The sequence below is a fragment of the Actinomyces gaoshouyii genome, from assembly GCF_002076915.1.
Taxonomy (GTDB): domain Bacteria; phylum Actinomycetota; class Actinomycetes; order Actinomycetales; family Actinomycetaceae; genus Actinomyces; species Actinomyces gaoshouyii.
The window spans coordinates 736,210-752,646 of the sequence record NZ_CP020468.1; the positions used below are offsets into that span (position 1 = coordinate 736,210).

Consider the following 16,437-nt stretch of genomic DNA (forward strand, 5'->3'; position numbering starts at 1 on the left):
GGACCATGCCCGCGCTGAACGACATCCTCACCCAGGTCTCGGACTCCCTCTACTCCACCTTCCTCGTCTGGCTCCTCATCGGGGCCGGGCTCTACTTCACGATCCGCACCCGCGGCGTGCAGTTGCGCCACTCCATCCCGATCGCCGGCTCGATGGTCGGCTCCCGGGCGAGTGGGGGGCGCTCCTTGTCCTCCTTCCAGGCCTTCGCCGTCGGGCTGGCCTGCCGGGTGGGCACCGGCAATATCGTCGGCGTCGCGCTGGCACTCATTCTGGGAGGCCCCGGCGCCATTCTCTGGATGTGGGTGGTGGCCCTGCTCGGCACGGCCACCGCGTTCACGGAGTCGACGCTGGCGCAGGTCCTCAAGGTTCGCCACCGCGATGGCAGCTTCAGGGGCGGACCTCCCTATTACATCGCCAAGGGCCTGCGCCTGCCGTGGCTCGGCGCGGTCTTCGCGGTCTTCTTCCTGGTCGCCAACGGGCTGTCGATGCCCCTGGTCCAGTCCAACGCGGTGGCCGGCGCTCTGGGGGCCGCCGGTGCCATCCCCGCATGGGGCAGCGCTCTCATCGTCGTGGCCCTCACCGCGCCGGTGCTGCTCGGAGGGCTCAAGGCCATCGGGCGCGTCGCGGAGATCCTCGCCCCGCTCATGGCCGCCGCCTACCTGCTGGCCGTCCTGGGCATCGTCGTGACCCATCCGGCGGCCTCCTGGCAGGCGCTCACCTCCATCATCGAGGGCGCCTTCGGCCTGCGCGCCGGGCTCGCGGGGCTGGCCGGCGGGGTTGTCCAGGCGATCCTCAACGGCGTGCGCCGCGGCCTGTTCTCCAACGAGGCGGGACTGGGCGGGGCGGCCTGCGCCTCCGGCTCCGCCGCCGTGCGCCACCCCGTCCAGCAAGGGTTCATCCAGGCCCTCGGCGTCGTCATCGACACGATCCTCGTGTGCACCGCCACCGCCCTGGCGATCCTCATCGCCGGCGACGCCGTCTACACGCCCGGCGTCACCGGCAAGGACGCCGCCGGCTCACTGACCCAGGACGCCATCGCGCTCCTGGTGGGGGAGTGGACGCGCTGGCCCATGGCGATCCTCATCGTCGTCCTGGCCTACACGACGATCATCGGGGCCTTCTCCTACGCCCAGGTCTGCCTCGACTACCTCACCGAGAACCGCTGGGTGTCCAAGGCCCTGCAGTGCGCCGCCGTGGCCTGCGCCGCGCTCGGGGCCTTCCAGGCGCTCACCACGGTGTGGACACTGGCCGACATCCTGCTGGGTGTGGGGGCCATCATCAACCTCGTGGCGCTCGTCGCGCTCATCGGCTGGGTGCTCGGCGCCCTGCGCGACTGGGAGGCTCAGCGCCGTCAGGGCGTCGAGCCCGTGTTCATCGGTCATGGAAATCCGCTCCTGCCCGGGGATACCAACGACGGCGTCTGGGAGGCCGCTCCCTCGGCCCAGGCATGACACAGGCGGGTAACACACTCGGCCTAGGCTCCTTGGAACAGCCCCCGGCCTCTGGAGGTACTCCCTTGATCCACCCTGCCCCTGCGCTGACGGCGGTGCTGCCCACGGGCGCGCTCGACAACGTCACCACGACCCTCGAGAATATCTCCGACCAGTTCTACGCCGGCTTCCTCGCCTGGGTGCTGATCGCCGTTGGCCTCTATTTCACCATCCGCAGCCGCGCGGTGCAGTTCAGGCTGTTCCCCGAGATGATCCGCACGGTCTTCGGATCGAGGGGCGACGCCGAGGGCGGGATCTCCTCCTTCCAGGCCTTCACCATCGGCCTGGCCAGCCGCGTGGGCACTGGCAACATCGTCGGTGTCGCCATCGCCATCACGCTGGGCGGGCCCGGCGCGATCTTCTGGATGTGGGTGGTGGCGCTGGTCGGCATGGCCACCGGCTTCATCGAGTCCACCCTCGCCCAGATGTTCAAGGTACCCGCCGCCGACGGCACCTTCCGCGGCGGGCCCGCCTACTACATCACCCGCGGCCTGGGCTCGCGCGCCTGGGGCGGTGTCTTCGCCGTCGTCATCACCTTCGTCTTCGGCTTCGCCTACGAGGCCACCCAGGCCAACACGATCGCCGGAGCGGTCAACGGCATCCTGGAGAATCACGGGCAGAAGGTGGAGCCCTGGGTCATCGGCGCGGTGCTCGTGGCCCTGACGGCCCCCATCGTCTTCAGGGGCATCAAGCGCGTGGCCCGTGTGGCCGAGTGGATGGCGCCGATCATGGCGCTCATTTACGCGCTGCTGGCCATCGTCATCCTCGGCCTGCACGCTGACGCCATCCCCGGCGCCTTCAGGGCGATCTTCGAGGGCGCCTTCGGCCTCAACGCCACTTTCGCCGGCATCAGCGGCGGGTTCTACGCCGCGGCCATCAACGGCATCAAGCGCGGCCTGTTCTCCAACGAGGCCGGTGAGGGCTCCGTGCCGAACGCCGCGGCGACGGCCACCACCTCTCACCCCGTCAAGCAGGGCTTCATCCAGTCCATGGGCGTGTTCGTCGACACCATCATCGTGTGCACCGCCACCGCGCTCATCGTCATGCTCTCCGGCCTCTACGACTCCGCCGCCAACCTGGCCGGCCCGGAGGCGACCGCCGCCGCCGACGCCGCCAAGAAGACCCTGACCTCCGACTCCGTCGCCCATGTCCTGGGTGACTGGAGCCAGTACCTCATGGTCCTCATCATCTTCGTGTTCGCCTACTCCTCCCTGCTGGGCAACTACACCTACGCTGAGATCAACGTCGACTTCCTGCGCGGCTCGCACTCCAACCACACCTGGCTGCGCCTCATGATCCTCGTGGCCACCTACATCGGGGCCGTCGCCTCCCTGGACTTCGTGTGGAACCTGTCCGATATCGCCATGGGCGCGATGGCCGTCATCAACATCGTCGCCATCACCCTGCTTGGCAAGTGGGCCTTCGGGGCTCTGCGCGATTGGGAGGCCCAGAACCGGGAGCTGCGGGAGGGCCGGCGCGAGGAGATCCGCTTCGTCGGCAAGGGCAACCCGTACCTGCCGGGTGACTTGCCCGGAGACGTCTGGGCGCCCAGAGGGGCGGCTGCCACCGTCGCCGAGGTACCGGTCGCCCAGGGCTGAGCTCCCCAGGCGGACTCGGGGCCGGGGGACGACGCGGGCCAGCTCGATCGCGATTCCGGCACCGGTAGGCTGGCCCCATGAAGATCGCGCGATTCTCCACCGGCGATGAGCCCCGCTACGGCATCGTCCAGGGACTGGATGCGGCCGACGCCGTCCCCACGGGGGAGTCCGAGGGGCACCTGCTCGTCCTCAAGGGCGACCCTCTCTTCTCCGTGCCAGAGGCCACCGGGGAGGTCGTGGAGCTGGGTGAGGCCCGGCTCCTCGCCCCGGTCATCCCCCGCTCCAAGGTGGTGGCCATCGGCAAGAACTACGCGGCCCATGCCGCCGAGATGGTCGGCGGCATGGATGGCGCCGTACCTCAGACCCCGATCATCTTCCTCAAGCCGAACACGGCAGTCATCGGCCCTGACGCCCCGATCGTCCTGCCGGCCTGGAGCGAGGAGGTCCACTACGAGGCCGAGCTCGCCGTCGTCATCAAGCGCATCGCCAAGGATCTCACCCCGCAGGACGCCCACCGGGTGATCATGGGGTACACCGTGGCCAATGATGTCTCCGCCCGGGACCGCCAGCGCGCCGAGCCGCAGTGGGTGCGCGCCAAGGCCTTCGACACCTCCTGCCCCCTGGGGCCCTGGATCGAGATCCCCGAGCCCGGTGACGAGCGCGCCTTCGACCCCTCGCACGCCACCGTGCGCACCCGGCTCGACGGCGAGACGGTCCAGGAGGGCGGCACCCAGGACATGGTCATGGGCGTCGCGGAGCTCGTCGCCTACGCCTCGACGATCTTTACGCTCCTGCCCGGCGACGTCATCCTCACCGGGACGCCCGAAGGCGTTGGCGAGATCCGCGCCGGGCAGCGCGTGAGCGTCGAGGTCGAGGGCATCGGCGGCTTCTCCAACCCCGTCGTTCGCCGCTGAGGCGCTGCGAGCGGCGCCGCGCGGCGGGGTTGTGGGCGTGTGTGGGGGTCTCCGACGCGCCCCGGGGGCGCGTCGGAGACCCCGCCGCGCGTCCGCAATCCCGGGACGCGTCCACAATGACGCCGTTCAGCACGCTGGTCCCGCAGGTCCTCGTCATCAGGGTGGAGCTACGCGGTCGTACCCCCGCGTCGCGGTGGAGCTGAAAGGCCTCCTTCTCCGCGTCGTCGAGGATCTTGCGGCTGATGCGGCAGAACTCGATGGCCTGGATATCATCCCAGCGGCGCCGGTGGCTTGTGAAGCGATTGACGACGTCAACGCCCCGCCCGACGCACTGCTCCCCGTCGGAGAAGTGCAGAACGTAGATACCTCAGGTCGCGGTCCCAGCTGCACGCTGAGGGACGGCCCAGGAGGGATCTCGTACGTCTGAAGCGTTAGGTCGACATCGTGCGCGCCCGGGTCAGGCCAGGGCGGCGGTGATGCGGTCGGCGATCTCGTCTGCGATGCCGCGCCCAGTGGCCAGGTTGAGGCGGCAGAACGCGGCGTAGTCCGAGCCGAATGTCACGCCCTCGTTCATCGACACCCCGGCCTTGCGCTCCAGGAACCCGGCGGGAGCACCGGTGATCCGGCCATCGGCCAAGGCGCCCGAGAAGTCCACCCAGGCCAGGTAGGTGGATTCCGGCATGGTGACGGACACGCCGTCGATCGCGCTCAGGCGCCCTGTGATGCCCTCCAGCGTGCGGCGCAGGTACTCGCGCACCGCCTCATTCCATCCCCGTCCCTGCGAAAAGGCCGCCGTCGTGGCGATGACACCGAGGATTGAGGCGCCGCCGGGCAGGCAGGAGCACAGCGGGTCGGCGTCGAAGCGCGCGCGGGCCTCGCCGGAGGCGATGAGCTGGGCGCAGTGCAGGCCCGGGATATTCCACCCCTTCGAAGCCGCCGTCGCCGTGAACGTCAGGGCGGGATCGGCGCCGGGGCGGGAGGCGTAGCAGATGTGCCGGGGGCTCCCGGGCAGAACGAGGGGGGAGTGGATCTCATCGGTGAACACGACGACGCCGTACTTGGCCGATAGCGCCGCGACGGCGTCGAGCTCGGCGGCGGTGAGCACGCGGCCCACCGGGTTCCACGGGTTGCACAGGATGAGTAGGCCGGCGCCCGCGGCCATGGCTGCCTCGATGCCCTCCAGGTCCAGGGACCAGGCGGGGGCCGAGGCGCCGTCGCCGCGCAGGGCCGGAACCTCGATGGCCTCGCGATCCAGCGTCCCCGGGATCGTCAGGAAGGGCATGTACGCCGGGGTGGGCACGATCACCGGCGAGCCCGGGCGGGTGTGGCGGCTGATGATCGCCCGCAGCGCCGACAGGACGTCGGGCAGCAGGCTCATGTCCCGCTCCGGGATCTCCCAGCCGAAGGAGTCGCGGTGGAAGTCGATGACCGCCGCGCGGCAGTCCTCCCACACCGACGTGGGCATGTAGCCGAAACGGGCACCGTCGACGGCGCGGTGCAGGGCCTGCGTCACCGCCGGGGCCGTGCCCAGATCCATCTCCGCCACCCAGGCCGAGATCGCGGTATCGGGCCGCTCGGACCACTTCATCGTGCCCCCGGCGCGCACCTGCTCAGGGGTCAGGGCGTCGAAGGCGGCGAAGAACTCCGAGGAGGACGGGGCAGGGACGGGCTGAGAGGAGGGCTGGGTCATGGAGCGAATCATACGAGGCCGCGGGCCCGTTCCCGATGCCGTCAGCGGGCGCTCCAACGGTCCTCGGCCCGTGGCGCCGGACGTGTTGCCCGGGGTCGCCTCGTCCATGTCCGCAGGACCCGAGCGGGGCAGGCCGGGGCCGGCGCGGTGCCGACGGCGAGAGCGCGCCGCCGCCATGGGTGGGAGTCGATACGGGCGGGAAGCCGGGAAGGGGTGCCCGTGGCCGGGCTACGCTATGGCTCATCATGACTGACACCGCCACGCCCGCTCCCATCCGCGTCCGCTTCTGCCCATCGCCCACGGGCACGCCTCACGTCGGCATGGTCCGCACCTGCCTGTTCAACTGGGCCCACGCCCGCCGCACCGGGGGAACCTTCGTCTTCCGCATCGAGGACACTGACGCGGCGCGCGACTCCGAGGAGTCCTTCAACGCCATCCTCGACTCGCTGACCTGGTTGGGCCTGGACTGGGACGAGGGGGTCGGCAAGGGCGGTCCTCACGAGCCCTATCGTCAGTCCCAGCGCATGGGCCTCTACCGGGAGGTGGCCGCCGAGCTCCTCGAGGCGGGCTACCTCTATGAGTCCTACTCCACGCCGGAGGAGATCGAGGCCCGCCACCGCGCCGCCGGGCGCGATCCCAAGCTCGGCTACGACGGCTTCGACCGGGACCTGACCGAGGAGGCCAGGGCCGCCTTCCGCGCCGAGGGCCGCAAGCCCGTGCTGCGCATGCGCATGCCCGACGAGGACATCACCTTCACCGATCTCGTGCGCGGCCCCATCACCTTCAAGGCCGGATCCGTGCCCGATTACGTCGTCGTGCGCGCCGGCGGGGACCCGCTCTACACGCTCGTCAACCCCGTCGACGACGCGGCCATGGGCATCACCCATGTCCTGCGCGGCGAGGACCTGCTGTCCTCCACGCCCCGCCAGATCGTTCTGTACCGCGCTCTCATCGCGATCGGCCGCGCGCAGTCCGTGCCCGAGTTCGGCCACCTGCCCTACGTCATGGGGGAGGGCAACAAGAAGCTCTCCAAGCGCGACCCCGAGTCCAACCTGCTCATCCACCGCTACCGCGGGATGATCCCCGAGGGCCTGCTCAACTACCTCGCGCTGCTGGGCTGGTCGCTGAGCAAGGATGAGGACGTGTTCACCCCCGCCCAGCTCGTCGAGCACTTCGACATCCACGACGTCAATCCCAACCCCGCGCGCTTCGACCCCAGGAAGTGCGAAGCGATCAACGCCGAGCACGTGCGGCGCCTGGAGTCGGCCGACTTCCGAGACCGCCTCGTACCGCACTTGCGCGACATCTACCCGGATCCCTCCGACCCGGCCCGGCAGTCCCGCCCCCTCGTGTCCGCACCCTCCTTCCCCGAGCTGACCGAGCGCGAGAGGGAGATCCTCACCGCTGCCGCCCCCCTCATCCAGACCCGCATCCAGCTGCTGCGGGAGAGCCGCGACATGCTCGGCTTCCTCCTCGTCGGCGACGATGCGCTCGCTGTCGACGACAAGGCCGTGTCCAAGCTCAAGGACTCCGCTCCCGCGGTGCTCGACGCCGCCATCACCGCCCTGGATGCCCTCGGCTCCGAGGACTGGACGACGCCGCGCCTCGAAGAGGTCCTGCGCGCGGCCATCGTCGACGGGCTCGGCATCAAGCCCCGCCTCGCTTTCGGACCGTTGCGGGTGGCTGTCACGGGCCGCCAGGTCTCCCCGCCGCTGTTCGAGTCCATGGAGATCCTCGGCGCGGCTTCCTCCCTGGCGCGCCTGCGCGCCCTGAGGCAGCGCCTCGGCTGAGACTCGGGCTGCTCGCGAACGGCCGTGCCGCCCGCCGCGCCGGGGCTCCCGGGCGCGCGGGGCACCGCCCGCCATGGTGAGCGCTGCCCGGCAGCGGGGCAGTCGCCCCCCCGGTGGCCTCCGAGGCGCTGTGGTGGCGTTCACGCGCCCACGATTCGACAGCGAAGGGGAGCCCGTGTACATTTCTTCCCGCTGCCCCGATCGGCTCTCCGGTCCGGGTTCACCTGCTTTGGGGTATGGTGTAATTGGCAACACAGGTGATTCTGGTTCATCCATTCTAGGTTCGAGTCCTGGTACCCCAGCGGAGAGCGCGAGCTCACCATACAGTTGAAGAACTGCGCCCCGTTCGTCTAGCGGCCCAGGACACCGCCCTCTCACGGCGGCAGCACCGGTTCAAATCCGGTACGGGGTACTCAGGCAGCCGCCAGGCTGCCGGTCCACACGCCCCGTTCGTCTAGCGGCCCAGGACACCGCCCTCTCACGGCGGCAGCACCGGTTCAAATCCGGTACGGGGTACTCAGGCAGCCGCCAGGCTGCCGGTCCACACGCCCCGTTCGTCTAGCGGCCCAGGACACCGCCCTCTCACGGCGGCAGCACCGGTTCAAATCCGGTACGGGGTACTCCCAAGTGAACTCATGAGGCTCGGTCGCCGCAGGTGATCGGGCCTTCGCTATGACTGCGCGGAGCTGCTCCTGGCGCCGCTCTCGATGAGTGCTCGGGATCCTGACGATCCGCCGCTGCCCGCGAGCAGTTCGCCAGCGCTGACGACGCGCAGGCCGCGGGACCGGATTCGCTCCACGGATCGGCCCATCTCCTCCATGAGCTCGGTGTACGGCTGACTCCGACCGTCGTGGCACAGGATGATCGCCCCGTCCTGCGCGGTCTCTCCCACTTCCTTGGCCGCAGCGGCGCCCGGCGTGTGCAGGCTCCAGAGGACCAGGTCCAGGCCCCGGTCCGCAGCAGCGGCCAGGGCGACGGCGTCCACTCGCCCGTACGGGGGCCTCCAGAGCGATGGCTTGGGCGCCCCAGCGGAGGTGATCGCCTCGATCGTCCGGTCGATATCCCGGCCGAGTTCATCCGGCGATGCGCCGTAGACATCCCTGTGAACCCAATTGTGGATGGCGACCTCGTGCCCCTCGGCCGTCTCGCGGGCGATGAGATCGGGGTGGGTCCGGGCGGCCTCGCCCAGTACGAAGAAGGTTGCCCTGGCCCCCAGGCGGGAGAGCATGTCGAGGACCACCGGGGTCCAATGGGGGTCGGGGCCATCGTCGAAGGTGAGGGCCACCGACCCCGTTCCCGGTGCCGCCCGGAAGGTCGTGGACACCGCGCGGCGACCTGAGTCATCCGCCGGCAGCGCGGCGACGCGGAAGGTAGGGGAGCGGCGCCCGTCGTGCCAGTGGGTGGCCGCTGCCCCGGCCGCGGCGCCGATCGCGCCCGCCGTGAGCATGCCGGCCACCCTCAGGGCCCCGCGGCGCGATGAGCGCGCAGGGGCGACGTCGTGATCCGCCACGGTTACATCCGCGGCCAGGTTCGCCCCGGCGCCCGGCGCCCCCGCCTCGGCGCCTCCCGGCGCTCGGTCAGTGGAGTCCGGGGAGGGGGCGGGGCGCGGGGTCATGGGCTGAGGGTACGCCGACCGCGTTCCGGCGATGGGCGCGCGGGGCCGGGCTGGTCGGCGCGGGCCCGAGGACCTCCTCCTCGACCTCACGGCTGAACAGCGACCACTCCATCTGCACCGAGGCCAGCGGATGGGGTGCGCGTCTCCGACATCGGCGAGCGCGTCGAGGGAGTCGGTCAGCGCGGTGGCCCCCGCCGGGTCGCCGCTCCTCACGGCAGTCCCCGCATCCCGGGCGAGGGCCTCCAGGGCCAGGGCGCCGACATCGCCGTCAGGGCGGTTGCTCTAGAATGCCGCCGTGACGAACTTCCCCTCTCTTGGCGCCCCCGGTCCGATCCCCGAAGGCGCGATGAGGATCGTGCCGCTGGGCGGCCTCGGCGAGATCGGGCGCAACATGACCGTCTACGAGGTGGACGGCAAGCTCCTCATCGTCGACTGCGGCGTGCTCTTCCCCGAGGACGACCAGCCCGGCGTCGACCTCATCCTGCCCGACTTCTCCTACATCGAGGACCGCCTCGACGACGTGGTCGCCCTCGTCCTGACCCACGGTCACGAGGATCACATCGGCGGTGTGCCCTACCTGCTGCGCCTGCGCGACGACATCCCTCTGGTGGGCTCCGAGCTCACCCTGGCCTTCATCGACGCCAAGCTCAAGGAGCACCGCATCCGCCCCGTCCTGCGGGAGGTCCGCGAGCACGAGCGCGTCGTCTACGGCCCCTTCGAACTGGAGTTCGTGGCCGTCAACCACTCCATCCCCGACGCCATGGCCGTCATGATCCGCACCGAGGCGGGCAGCGCGCTGTGCACCGGCGACTTCAAGATCGACTCCCTGCCCATCGACGGGCGCATCACCGACCTGCGCGCCTTCGCGCGCTTCGCCGACGAGGGCGTGGACCTGTTCTGCGTGGACTCCACCAATGCCGAGGTCCCCGGCATGGTCGCGCACGAGAACCAGATCGGCCCCGTGCTCGACTCCGTCTTCGGGGAGTCCAACGGGCAGATCATCGTCGCCTCCTTCTCCAGCCACGTCCACCGCGTCCAGCAGGTGCTCGACGCCGCGGCCCTCCACGGGCGCCGCGTGGCCCTCATCGGGCGCTCCATGGTGCGCAACATGGGCATCGCCGCCGAGCGCGGCTTCCTCAAGGTGCCCGAGGGCGTCCTCGTCGACGCCCGGGATATCACCAGCCTGCCGGCCGACGAACGGGTCCTCATGGTCACCGGGTCCCAGGGCGAGCCCATGGCGGCCCTGAGCCGCATGGCCCACGGGGAGCACCGCTCCGTCACCGTGGAGCCGGGGGACACCGTCATCCTGGCCTCCTCCCTCATCCCCGGCAATGAGAACTCCGTCTACCGGGTCATCAACCAGCTCATGCGCCTCGGCGCCCGCGTGGTCCACCGCGACAACGCCCGCGTCCACGTCTCCGGGCACGCCTCCTCCGAGGAGCTCCTGCACGTCTACAACATCGTGGCGCCCCGCAACGTCATGCCCATCCACGGCGAGATCCGTCATCTCGTGGCCAACGGGGCCCTCGCCGTCAAGACCGGCGTGCCGCCCAAGAACGTCATGCTGTGCGAGGACGGCGTCGTCGTCGACCTCCTGGACGGCCAGGCCCGGATCGCCGGGCAGGTGCCCTGCGGCTACGTGTTCGTCGACGGCGCCTCGGTGGGCGAGATCGATGAGGCCGAGCTCAAGGACCGCCGCATCCTCGCCGAGGAGGGCTTCGTCTCCGTCTACGCCGTCGTGGAGACCTCCACCGGCACGATCCTGGCGGGCCCGGACATCCAGGCCCGCGGCATGGCCGAGGACGACTCCGTCTTCGACGAGGTCCTGCCCGACGTCACCGCCGCCCTCCAGCAGGGGCTCGACGGCGGCAGGGCTGACGCCTACTCCTTGCAGCAGGCGATGCGCCGGGCCCTGGGCCGGTGGGTGGCCCGGCGCCTGCACCGCCGCCCCATGATCGTGCCCGTCGTCGTCGAGGCCTGAGACCCCATGACCCCCCGCCGGCCCGCCTGCTTCATCTCCACCGGCAGCGTCCTCATCGACCTGCCCCTCCAGGTCAACAGGATCCCCGCCCCCGGCGGGGCGGTCACCGCCAGTTCCACCGGGCCGGTCGTGGGAGGCGGGTACACGGTGGTCTCCGCCGTCGCCCGGCAGGGCAAGCCCGCGGCGCTCGCGGCCACGCTGGGCACCGGCCCCAACTCAGCGCTCGTGCGCGAGGCCATGATGCTCGACGGCGTCGAGCTCGTCGTCGAGGAGCTCGTGGGGGACATCGGCACCTGCATCACCCTCATCGAGCCCTCCGGGCGGCGCACCTTCGTCACCAACGAGGGCATTGAGGCCGAGCCCCAGCTCGACGACCTGCGCCAGCTCGACCTCCTGCCCGGCGACTGGGTCCACGCCACCGGGTACGACATCGTCCACCCCCTGAGTCACCGGGTCCTGGCCGACTGGCTCGTCGACCTGCCCGAGGGGGTCGGCCTCGTCGTCGACCTGGGCCCCGTGGAGCCGGAGATCGGCGCCGCCACGCTGGGCCGCCTGCTCGGCCGCGCCACCCTGCTCACCGGCAACCACCTGGAGATCACCCAGCTGGGCGCCCGGCTCGGCAGCCCCGCCGCACTGCGTGAGGCCTGCCCCGGCGCGCTCATCGTGCGCCGCACCGGCGTGCACGGATGCGTGCTCTGGCCCGCCGGCGGCTCTCCCATCGAGGTGGCCGGCTTCTCCCGCGACGTCGTGGATACCACTGGGGCGGGGGACACCCACACCGGGGTGCTCGTGGCCGGCCTCATGGACGGCCTCGACGAGGTCACCGCTGCCACGCGCGCCAACGCGGCCGCCGCCGAGGCCGTCTCCCGGCAGGGCCCGGCGCGCTGCCCGCTGCGCGAGGAGATCGACGCCCTCCTGAGCGAGGCCTGAGCCCCGGGCGGCGCCCCGCTCCCGATCCCCCGGGGAGGTGTGGCGCACTCTTCGCCCGCCCGGCGGCGTGGCAGGCCCGGCGCGGCAGGCACTGCCGCTAGCGTGTTGATCACCATGGCCCCCCGGAGCACCACGCGAAACGCGAAGCCCTCATCGAGCCCGAAGCCGCCCCAGCGCGGCTCGGGCCGGCGCCGTCGCACGCAGCAGAGCCAGGGCCGCGCCGGCGCGACCACCACCATGCCCGCCCAGGCGGCGCCCGGCTCCCAGCACGCCGAGGCCCATGGCTATTCCCGCACCGCCTGGGCCTTCGGGCTCCTCGCCCTGGCCGCGGTCATAGGGCTGCGCGAGTGGTTCGGGGTGTCCGGCGCCGCCGGCGGCTTCCTGCACCACCTGGCCGCCGGGCCCGTCGGCGTGCTCAGCATCATCGTGCCGATCCTCCTGGCGGCCCTGGGCATCGCCACTCTGCGCGTCCACCGCCTCACCAGCATCCACGCCCGCGTGAGCGTCGGCGGCCTGGGCATCCTGGCGGGGCTCACCGGCATCATCCACGTCGCCTCCGGTCAGCCCGCCCTCAGCGCCGGCATCGCCGGCGTCGAGGGCGCCGGAGGCCTGCTCGGCTGGCTCTTCGGCGCGCCTCTGGCCGGGCTCTTCGGTGCCGTCGGCGCCGTCGTCCTCCTGCTCCTGCTCATCGCCTTCTCAGCGCTCGTGGTCTCCGGCAGGACCATCGCCGAGCTGCGGGACATCGCCGCCGCCCGCAGGACCGAGGCCGACGCCGATTCCCCGGCGGACACCTGGCCCACTCGCGCCCTGGGCCGGGTCCGCCAGGCCATGGGATCGCGGGCCCCCGTCGACGACGCGGACCTCACGGCCACGACCTCACTGGACTCCTACGACGGCGATGAGCCCTTCCGCTCCGCCATCGAGAAGGAGGACTCGTCCACCGAGGATGCCGCCGACGGCGGGACGGCTCCCCGGGACGCCTCGCGCAAGCGCGGCTCCGGCCTGCGCCCCCGGATCGCCCCGGAGGGGGTCGACGGCGCCGCCCCGTCCCGGAAGCGCCCTCGCGGGCGCGGGGAGGACGCCGCCGGCGGCCCCGGCGGCCCCGGCGGCGCGAGTGGGCTCGACGCCCCCGTGGGCGCCGAGCCCGCCACCGAGGTCATCGCCGACCCCTCTCCCCTCCTCGACCCGCCCGCCCTCACCCCGCGGGGCAGGAGTGCGATGGCGCCGGGGGAGCGGCCCGTGCCGCCCACGGACCCCGAGGCCGTCACCGACGAGACCCCCGCGATCGACCCGGACCTCGCCGACGAGATCGAGATGGCCGGCGGCGCCGCCATGGCCCTGCCCGACGGCACCACCTACTCGCTGCCCGACTCCTCCCTCCTGGAGGCCGGCACCGGGCACGCCACCCATACCGAGGCCAATGACGCCGTCGTCGAGGCCCTCCAGAACGTCTTCACCGAGTTCAACATCGACGCCACCGTCTCCGGCTACACCCGCGGCCCCCAGGTCACCCGTTACGAGGTCCACCGCGGCCGGGGCGTCAACGTCTCCAAGATCACCGGCCTGGAGAAGAACATCGCCTACGCGGTGGCCTCCGACGAGATCCGCATCCTGACCCCCATCCCCGGCAAGTCCGCCATCGGCATCGAGATCCCCAACTCCGACCGCGAGATGGTCAAACTCGGCGACGTCCTGCGCTCGGGGGCCGCCAAGAAGCAGGCGCACCCCCTCGTGGTGGGCCTGGGCAAGAACGTCGAGGGCGACTACATCGTCACCAACCTCGCCAAGACCCCGCACATGCTCGTGGCCGGCCAGACCGGCTCCGGCAAGTCCTCCTTCGTCAACTCCATGATCACCTCGATCATGATGCGCGCCACCCCCGAGGAGGTTCGCATGGTGCTCGTGGACCCCAAGCGCGTGGAGCTGACCATCTACGAGGGCATCCCGCACCTCATCACCCCCATCATCACCTCCCCGAAGAAGGCCGCCGAGGCCCTGGAGTGGGTGGTGCGCGAGATGGACGCCCGCTACGACGACCTCGCCTCCTTCGGCTTCAAGCACATCGACGACTTCAACAAGGCGATCCGCGCCGGCGAAGTCCAGCCCCTGCCAGGCAGCCAGCGGGTACTCAGCCCCTATCCCTACCTCCTCGTCGTCGTCGACGAGCTCGCCGACCTCATGATGACCGCGCCCAAGGACGTCGAGGCCTCCATCCAGCGCATCACCCAGCTGGCGCGCGCCGCCGGCATCCACCTCGTGCTGGCCACTCAGCGGCCCGTCGCCCAGGTCGTCACGGGCCTCATCAAGTCCAATGTCCCCTCGCGCCTCGCCTTCGCCACCGCCTCCCAGCTCGACTCGCGCGTCATCCTCGACCAGAACGGCGCCGAGACCCTCACGGGGCAGGGCGATGCGCTCTACCTCGGCCCCGGTGCCTCCACCCCCATCCGCGTGCAGGGGTCGTGGGTCACTGAGAGTGAGATCCGCGCCGTCGTCGAGCACGTCAAGGGCCAGCTCGCCCCCGAGTATCGCGAGGACGTCGTCGTCCCCGAGGTCAAGAAGCAGATCGACGAGGAGATCGGCGATGACATGGACCTGCTCCTGCAGGCTGCCGAGCTCATCATCACCAGCCAGTTCGGCTCCACCTCCATGCTCCAGCGCAAGCTGCGCGTCGGCTTCGCCAAGGCCGGGCGCCTCATGGACCTGCTGGAGTCCCGAGAGGTCGTGGGCCCCTCCGAGGGCTCCAAGGCCCGCGACGTCCTGGTCCAGCCCGAGCAGCTCGAAGAGACCCTCGCCTGGATCAAGGGCGACGGCGAGGCCCCCCGGATCGACGACCCGGGCGCCTCCGACGCCACCGCCGCCCGCGTGCCCTCCGGCCTCCAGCCCTCGGCCCCGCGCGAGGTGGGCCTGCCGACCGACCACTACGCCATCGACCCCCTCGAGGCCGCGGGCGACGCCCCCGTGAGCGAGTCCTGGGACGACGAGTCGTCCTCGGAGGACTCCGAGGACGCCTGGAGCCTCACCGGCCGCGGCCAGTCCTGGTAGGCGCGGGCGACGCCCCGAGCGTCGGGCAGCCCGAGGGGACGCCGTCCAGGGTCCTTGGGCGGTCAGGGCCGCCGGTGGAGGATCCGCTCAGGCAGAGTGAGCTCATCGACTATGAATGAAGAATTCATAGGTGATCGCGTCGGGCGCTGCCCTCACCGGATTCCCCCGATTCCTCTACGCTTGAGGCGATGAAAGCCACCCCGCCCCCCTCCCATCCGGGTCCCGCCGTGCCTTCGTCGACCAGTGGCCGGGGCGCCTCCGCGGGCGAGGCGCCCCTGCTCAACATCGCCAACGCCCTGACTGTCCTGCGCATCATCCTCGTGCCGGTCTTCGTGTGGCTCATGCTTCGCCCGGGCGACGCCATGCGCCTGGCCGCGGCCCTCGTCTTCGTGGTGGCCGCGGCCACCGACCGGCTCGACGGGCAGCTCGCGCGCTCGCGCAACCTCATCACCAGCTTCGGCAAGATCGCCGACCCCATCGCGGACAAGGCCCTCACCCTGTCGGCCTTCATCCTGCTCAGCGCCGCCGGTCGCCTGTGGTGGTGGGTGACGGCCCTCATCGTCGCGCGCGAGCTCGGCATCACCGTCATGCGCTTCGCCATGCTCCGGCGCGCCGTCATGGCGGCCTCGCGGGGCGGCAAGATCAAAACGGTCCTGCAGATCCTTGCGCTGGTCGGCCTCCTCCTGCCCTGGCACGCCGTGCTGCCCGCGACGCTGGCCACGGCCCTGCTGCGGGTCTCCTACGCATTGGTCGCCGCCGCCCTCGTCGTCACCGTGGCCACGGGCATCGACTACGTCCTCCAGGCGATCCGCATCTCGCGCGAGAAGTCCGCTGCCGGCGCGGCGGGCGGCGCCCGGCATGGGTGAGTCGCCCGCCTCGGCGCCGGCCTGGCCCGAGGGGCGCCGGGCGGCGGATGATCTGCTGCGCGCCCTGGGCGAGCGCGGGCTCACCCTCGCCGTTGCCGAGTCGCTGACCGCCGGCATGGTCTCCTCCGCGCTGGGCGGGGTTCCCGGGGCCTCCACGGTCCTCGTGGGCGCTGTCGTCTCCTACGCTACAAGGATCAAGGCTGAGCTCCTGGGAGTCGACGCCGCCCGTCTGGCCTGCGCAGGGCCGGTCGACGCCGTCATTGCCCAGCAGATGGCGCGGGGCGCCGCCCGGCTCCTCGGGGCAGATGCGGGACTGGCCACCACCGGTGTGGCCGGACCCGGTCCCGCCGACGGGCACCCGGCCGGGACGGTCCATATCGCCGCCTTCGGCCCATGGGGGACTGTGGGCCGCCGGCTGGGCCTGACCGGTGGGCGCGACGAGATCCGTGCCGCGACCACCCTGGCGGTCCTGCGCCTTGCCGCTCGCGCCGTGCGGGAGGGCCTCTGAGGCGCCGCGCCCG

Annotated in this window: 11 protein-coding genes and 4 tRNA genes; 13 read left to right on the top strand and 2 right to left on the bottom strand. The window is 71.5% G+C overall.

Annotation, left to right across the window (positions count from 1 at the left end):
* Positions 1-5: 5 nt before the first annotated feature.
* The 3 genes from B6G06_RS02960 (at position 6) to B6G06_RS02970 (ending at position 4,002) form a co-directional block, all read left to right on the top strand.
* Positions 6-1,451: an alanine/glycine:cation symporter family protein gene (locus B6G06_RS02960; protein ID WP_081170904.1), complete on the top strand. Its 1,446-nt coding sequence runs from the start codon at positions 6-8 to the stop codon at positions 1,449-1,451.
* Positions 1,452-1,519: 68 nt separating this feature from the next.
* Positions 1,520-3,088 carry an alanine/glycine:cation symporter family protein gene (locus tag B6G06_RS02965; protein ID WP_373284827.1) on the top strand — a complete coding sequence of 523 codons (1,569 nt, stop codon included), beginning with the start codon at positions 1,520-1,522 and terminating at the stop codon, positions 3,086-3,088.
* Positions 3,089-3,165: 77 nt separating this feature from the next.
* Positions 3,166-4,002 carry a fumarylacetoacetate hydrolase family protein gene (locus B6G06_RS02970; RefSeq protein ID WP_081170906.1) on the top strand — a complete coding sequence of 279 codons (837 nt, stop codon included), beginning with the start codon at positions 3,166-3,168 and terminating at the stop codon, positions 4,000-4,002.
* 457 nt (positions 4,003-4,459) lie between these two features.
* Here B6G06_RS02970 and B6G06_RS02975 read toward each other — a convergent pair whose 3' ends face one another.
* The gene (locus B6G06_RS02975; protein WP_080463147.1) at positions 4,460-5,692 is read right to left on the bottom strand and encodes a MalY/PatB family protein; all 1,233 of its coding nucleotides are present in this window, start codon (positions 5,690-5,692) and stop codon (positions 4,460-4,462) included.
* A 245-nt stretch (positions 5,693-5,937) separates the two neighbouring features.
* Between B6G06_RS02975 and gltX the strand changes: the two genes are divergently transcribed.
* The 5 genes from gltX to B6G06_RS03000 all read left to right on the top strand — a co-directional run bounded on the left by gltX (position 5,938) and on the right by B6G06_RS03000 (position 8,102).
* Entirely contained in the window at positions 5,938-7,482 is a 1,545-nt protein-coding gene (gltX, locus tag B6G06_RS02980) for a glutamate--tRNA ligase (RefSeq protein ID WP_080463145.1), read from the top strand.
* Positions 7,483-7,712: 230 nt separating this feature from the next.
* Positions 7,713-7,784 (top strand) — tRNA-Gln (locus B6G06_RS02985).
* A 37-nt stretch (positions 7,785-7,821) separates the two neighbouring features.
* Positions 7,822-7,894: transfer RNA gene (locus tag B6G06_RS02990), tRNA-Glu, on the top strand.
* Positions 7,895-7,925: 31 nt separating this feature from the next.
* Positions 7,926-7,998: transfer RNA gene (locus tag B6G06_RS02995), tRNA-Glu, on the top strand.
* A 31-nt stretch (positions 7,999-8,029) separates the two neighbouring features.
* A tRNA-Glu gene (locus B6G06_RS03000) sits at positions 8,030-8,102 on the top strand.
* Positions 8,103-8,152: 50 nt separating this feature from the next.
* Here the strand turns inward: B6G06_RS03000 and B6G06_RS03005 are convergent.
* Entirely contained in the window at positions 8,153-9,097 is a 945-nt protein-coding gene (locus tag B6G06_RS03005) for a polysaccharide deacetylase family protein (RefSeq protein ID WP_081170908.1), read from the bottom strand.
* 346 nt (positions 9,098-9,443) lie between these two features.
* On the opposite strand from B6G06_RS03005, the gene B6G06_RS03010 reads away from it, so the two are divergent.
* The 5 genes from B6G06_RS03010 (at position 9,444) to B6G06_RS03030 (ending at position 16,424) form a co-directional block, all read left to right on the top strand.
* Positions 9,444-11,078, top strand: coding sequence for a ribonuclease J (locus tag B6G06_RS03010; protein ID WP_081170910.1), 1,635 nt, complete (start codon positions 9,444-9,446; stop codon positions 11,076-11,078).
* A 6-nt stretch (positions 11,079-11,084) separates the two neighbouring features.
* Positions 11,085-12,008 (top strand): PfkB family carbohydrate kinase, encoded by a 924-nt coding sequence (locus B6G06_RS03015; RefSeq protein ID WP_081170912.1) that lies wholly within the window; start codon positions 11,085-11,087, stop codon positions 12,006-12,008.
* Between the two features lie 114 nt (positions 12,009-12,122).
* The gene (locus B6G06_RS03020; RefSeq protein ID WP_081170914.1) at positions 12,123-15,050 is read left to right on the top strand and encodes an FtsK/SpoIIIE family DNA translocase; all 2,928 of its coding nucleotides are present in this window, start codon (positions 12,123-12,125) and stop codon (positions 15,048-15,050) included.
* 188 nt (positions 15,051-15,238) lie between these two features.
* Complete coding sequence (pgsA, locus tag B6G06_RS03025) at positions 15,239-15,916, top strand: CDP-diacylglycerol--glycerol-3-phosphate 3-phosphatidyltransferase (protein WP_080463140.1); 678 nt, start codon at positions 15,239-15,241, stop codon at positions 15,914-15,916.
* Entirely contained in the window at positions 15,909-16,424 is a 516-nt protein-coding gene (locus B6G06_RS03030) for a CinA family protein (RefSeq protein WP_081170916.1), read from the top strand. The genes pgsA and B6G06_RS03030 overlap by 8 nt, the downstream gene beginning before the upstream one ends.
* Positions 16,425-16,437 lie beyond the last annotated feature (13 nt).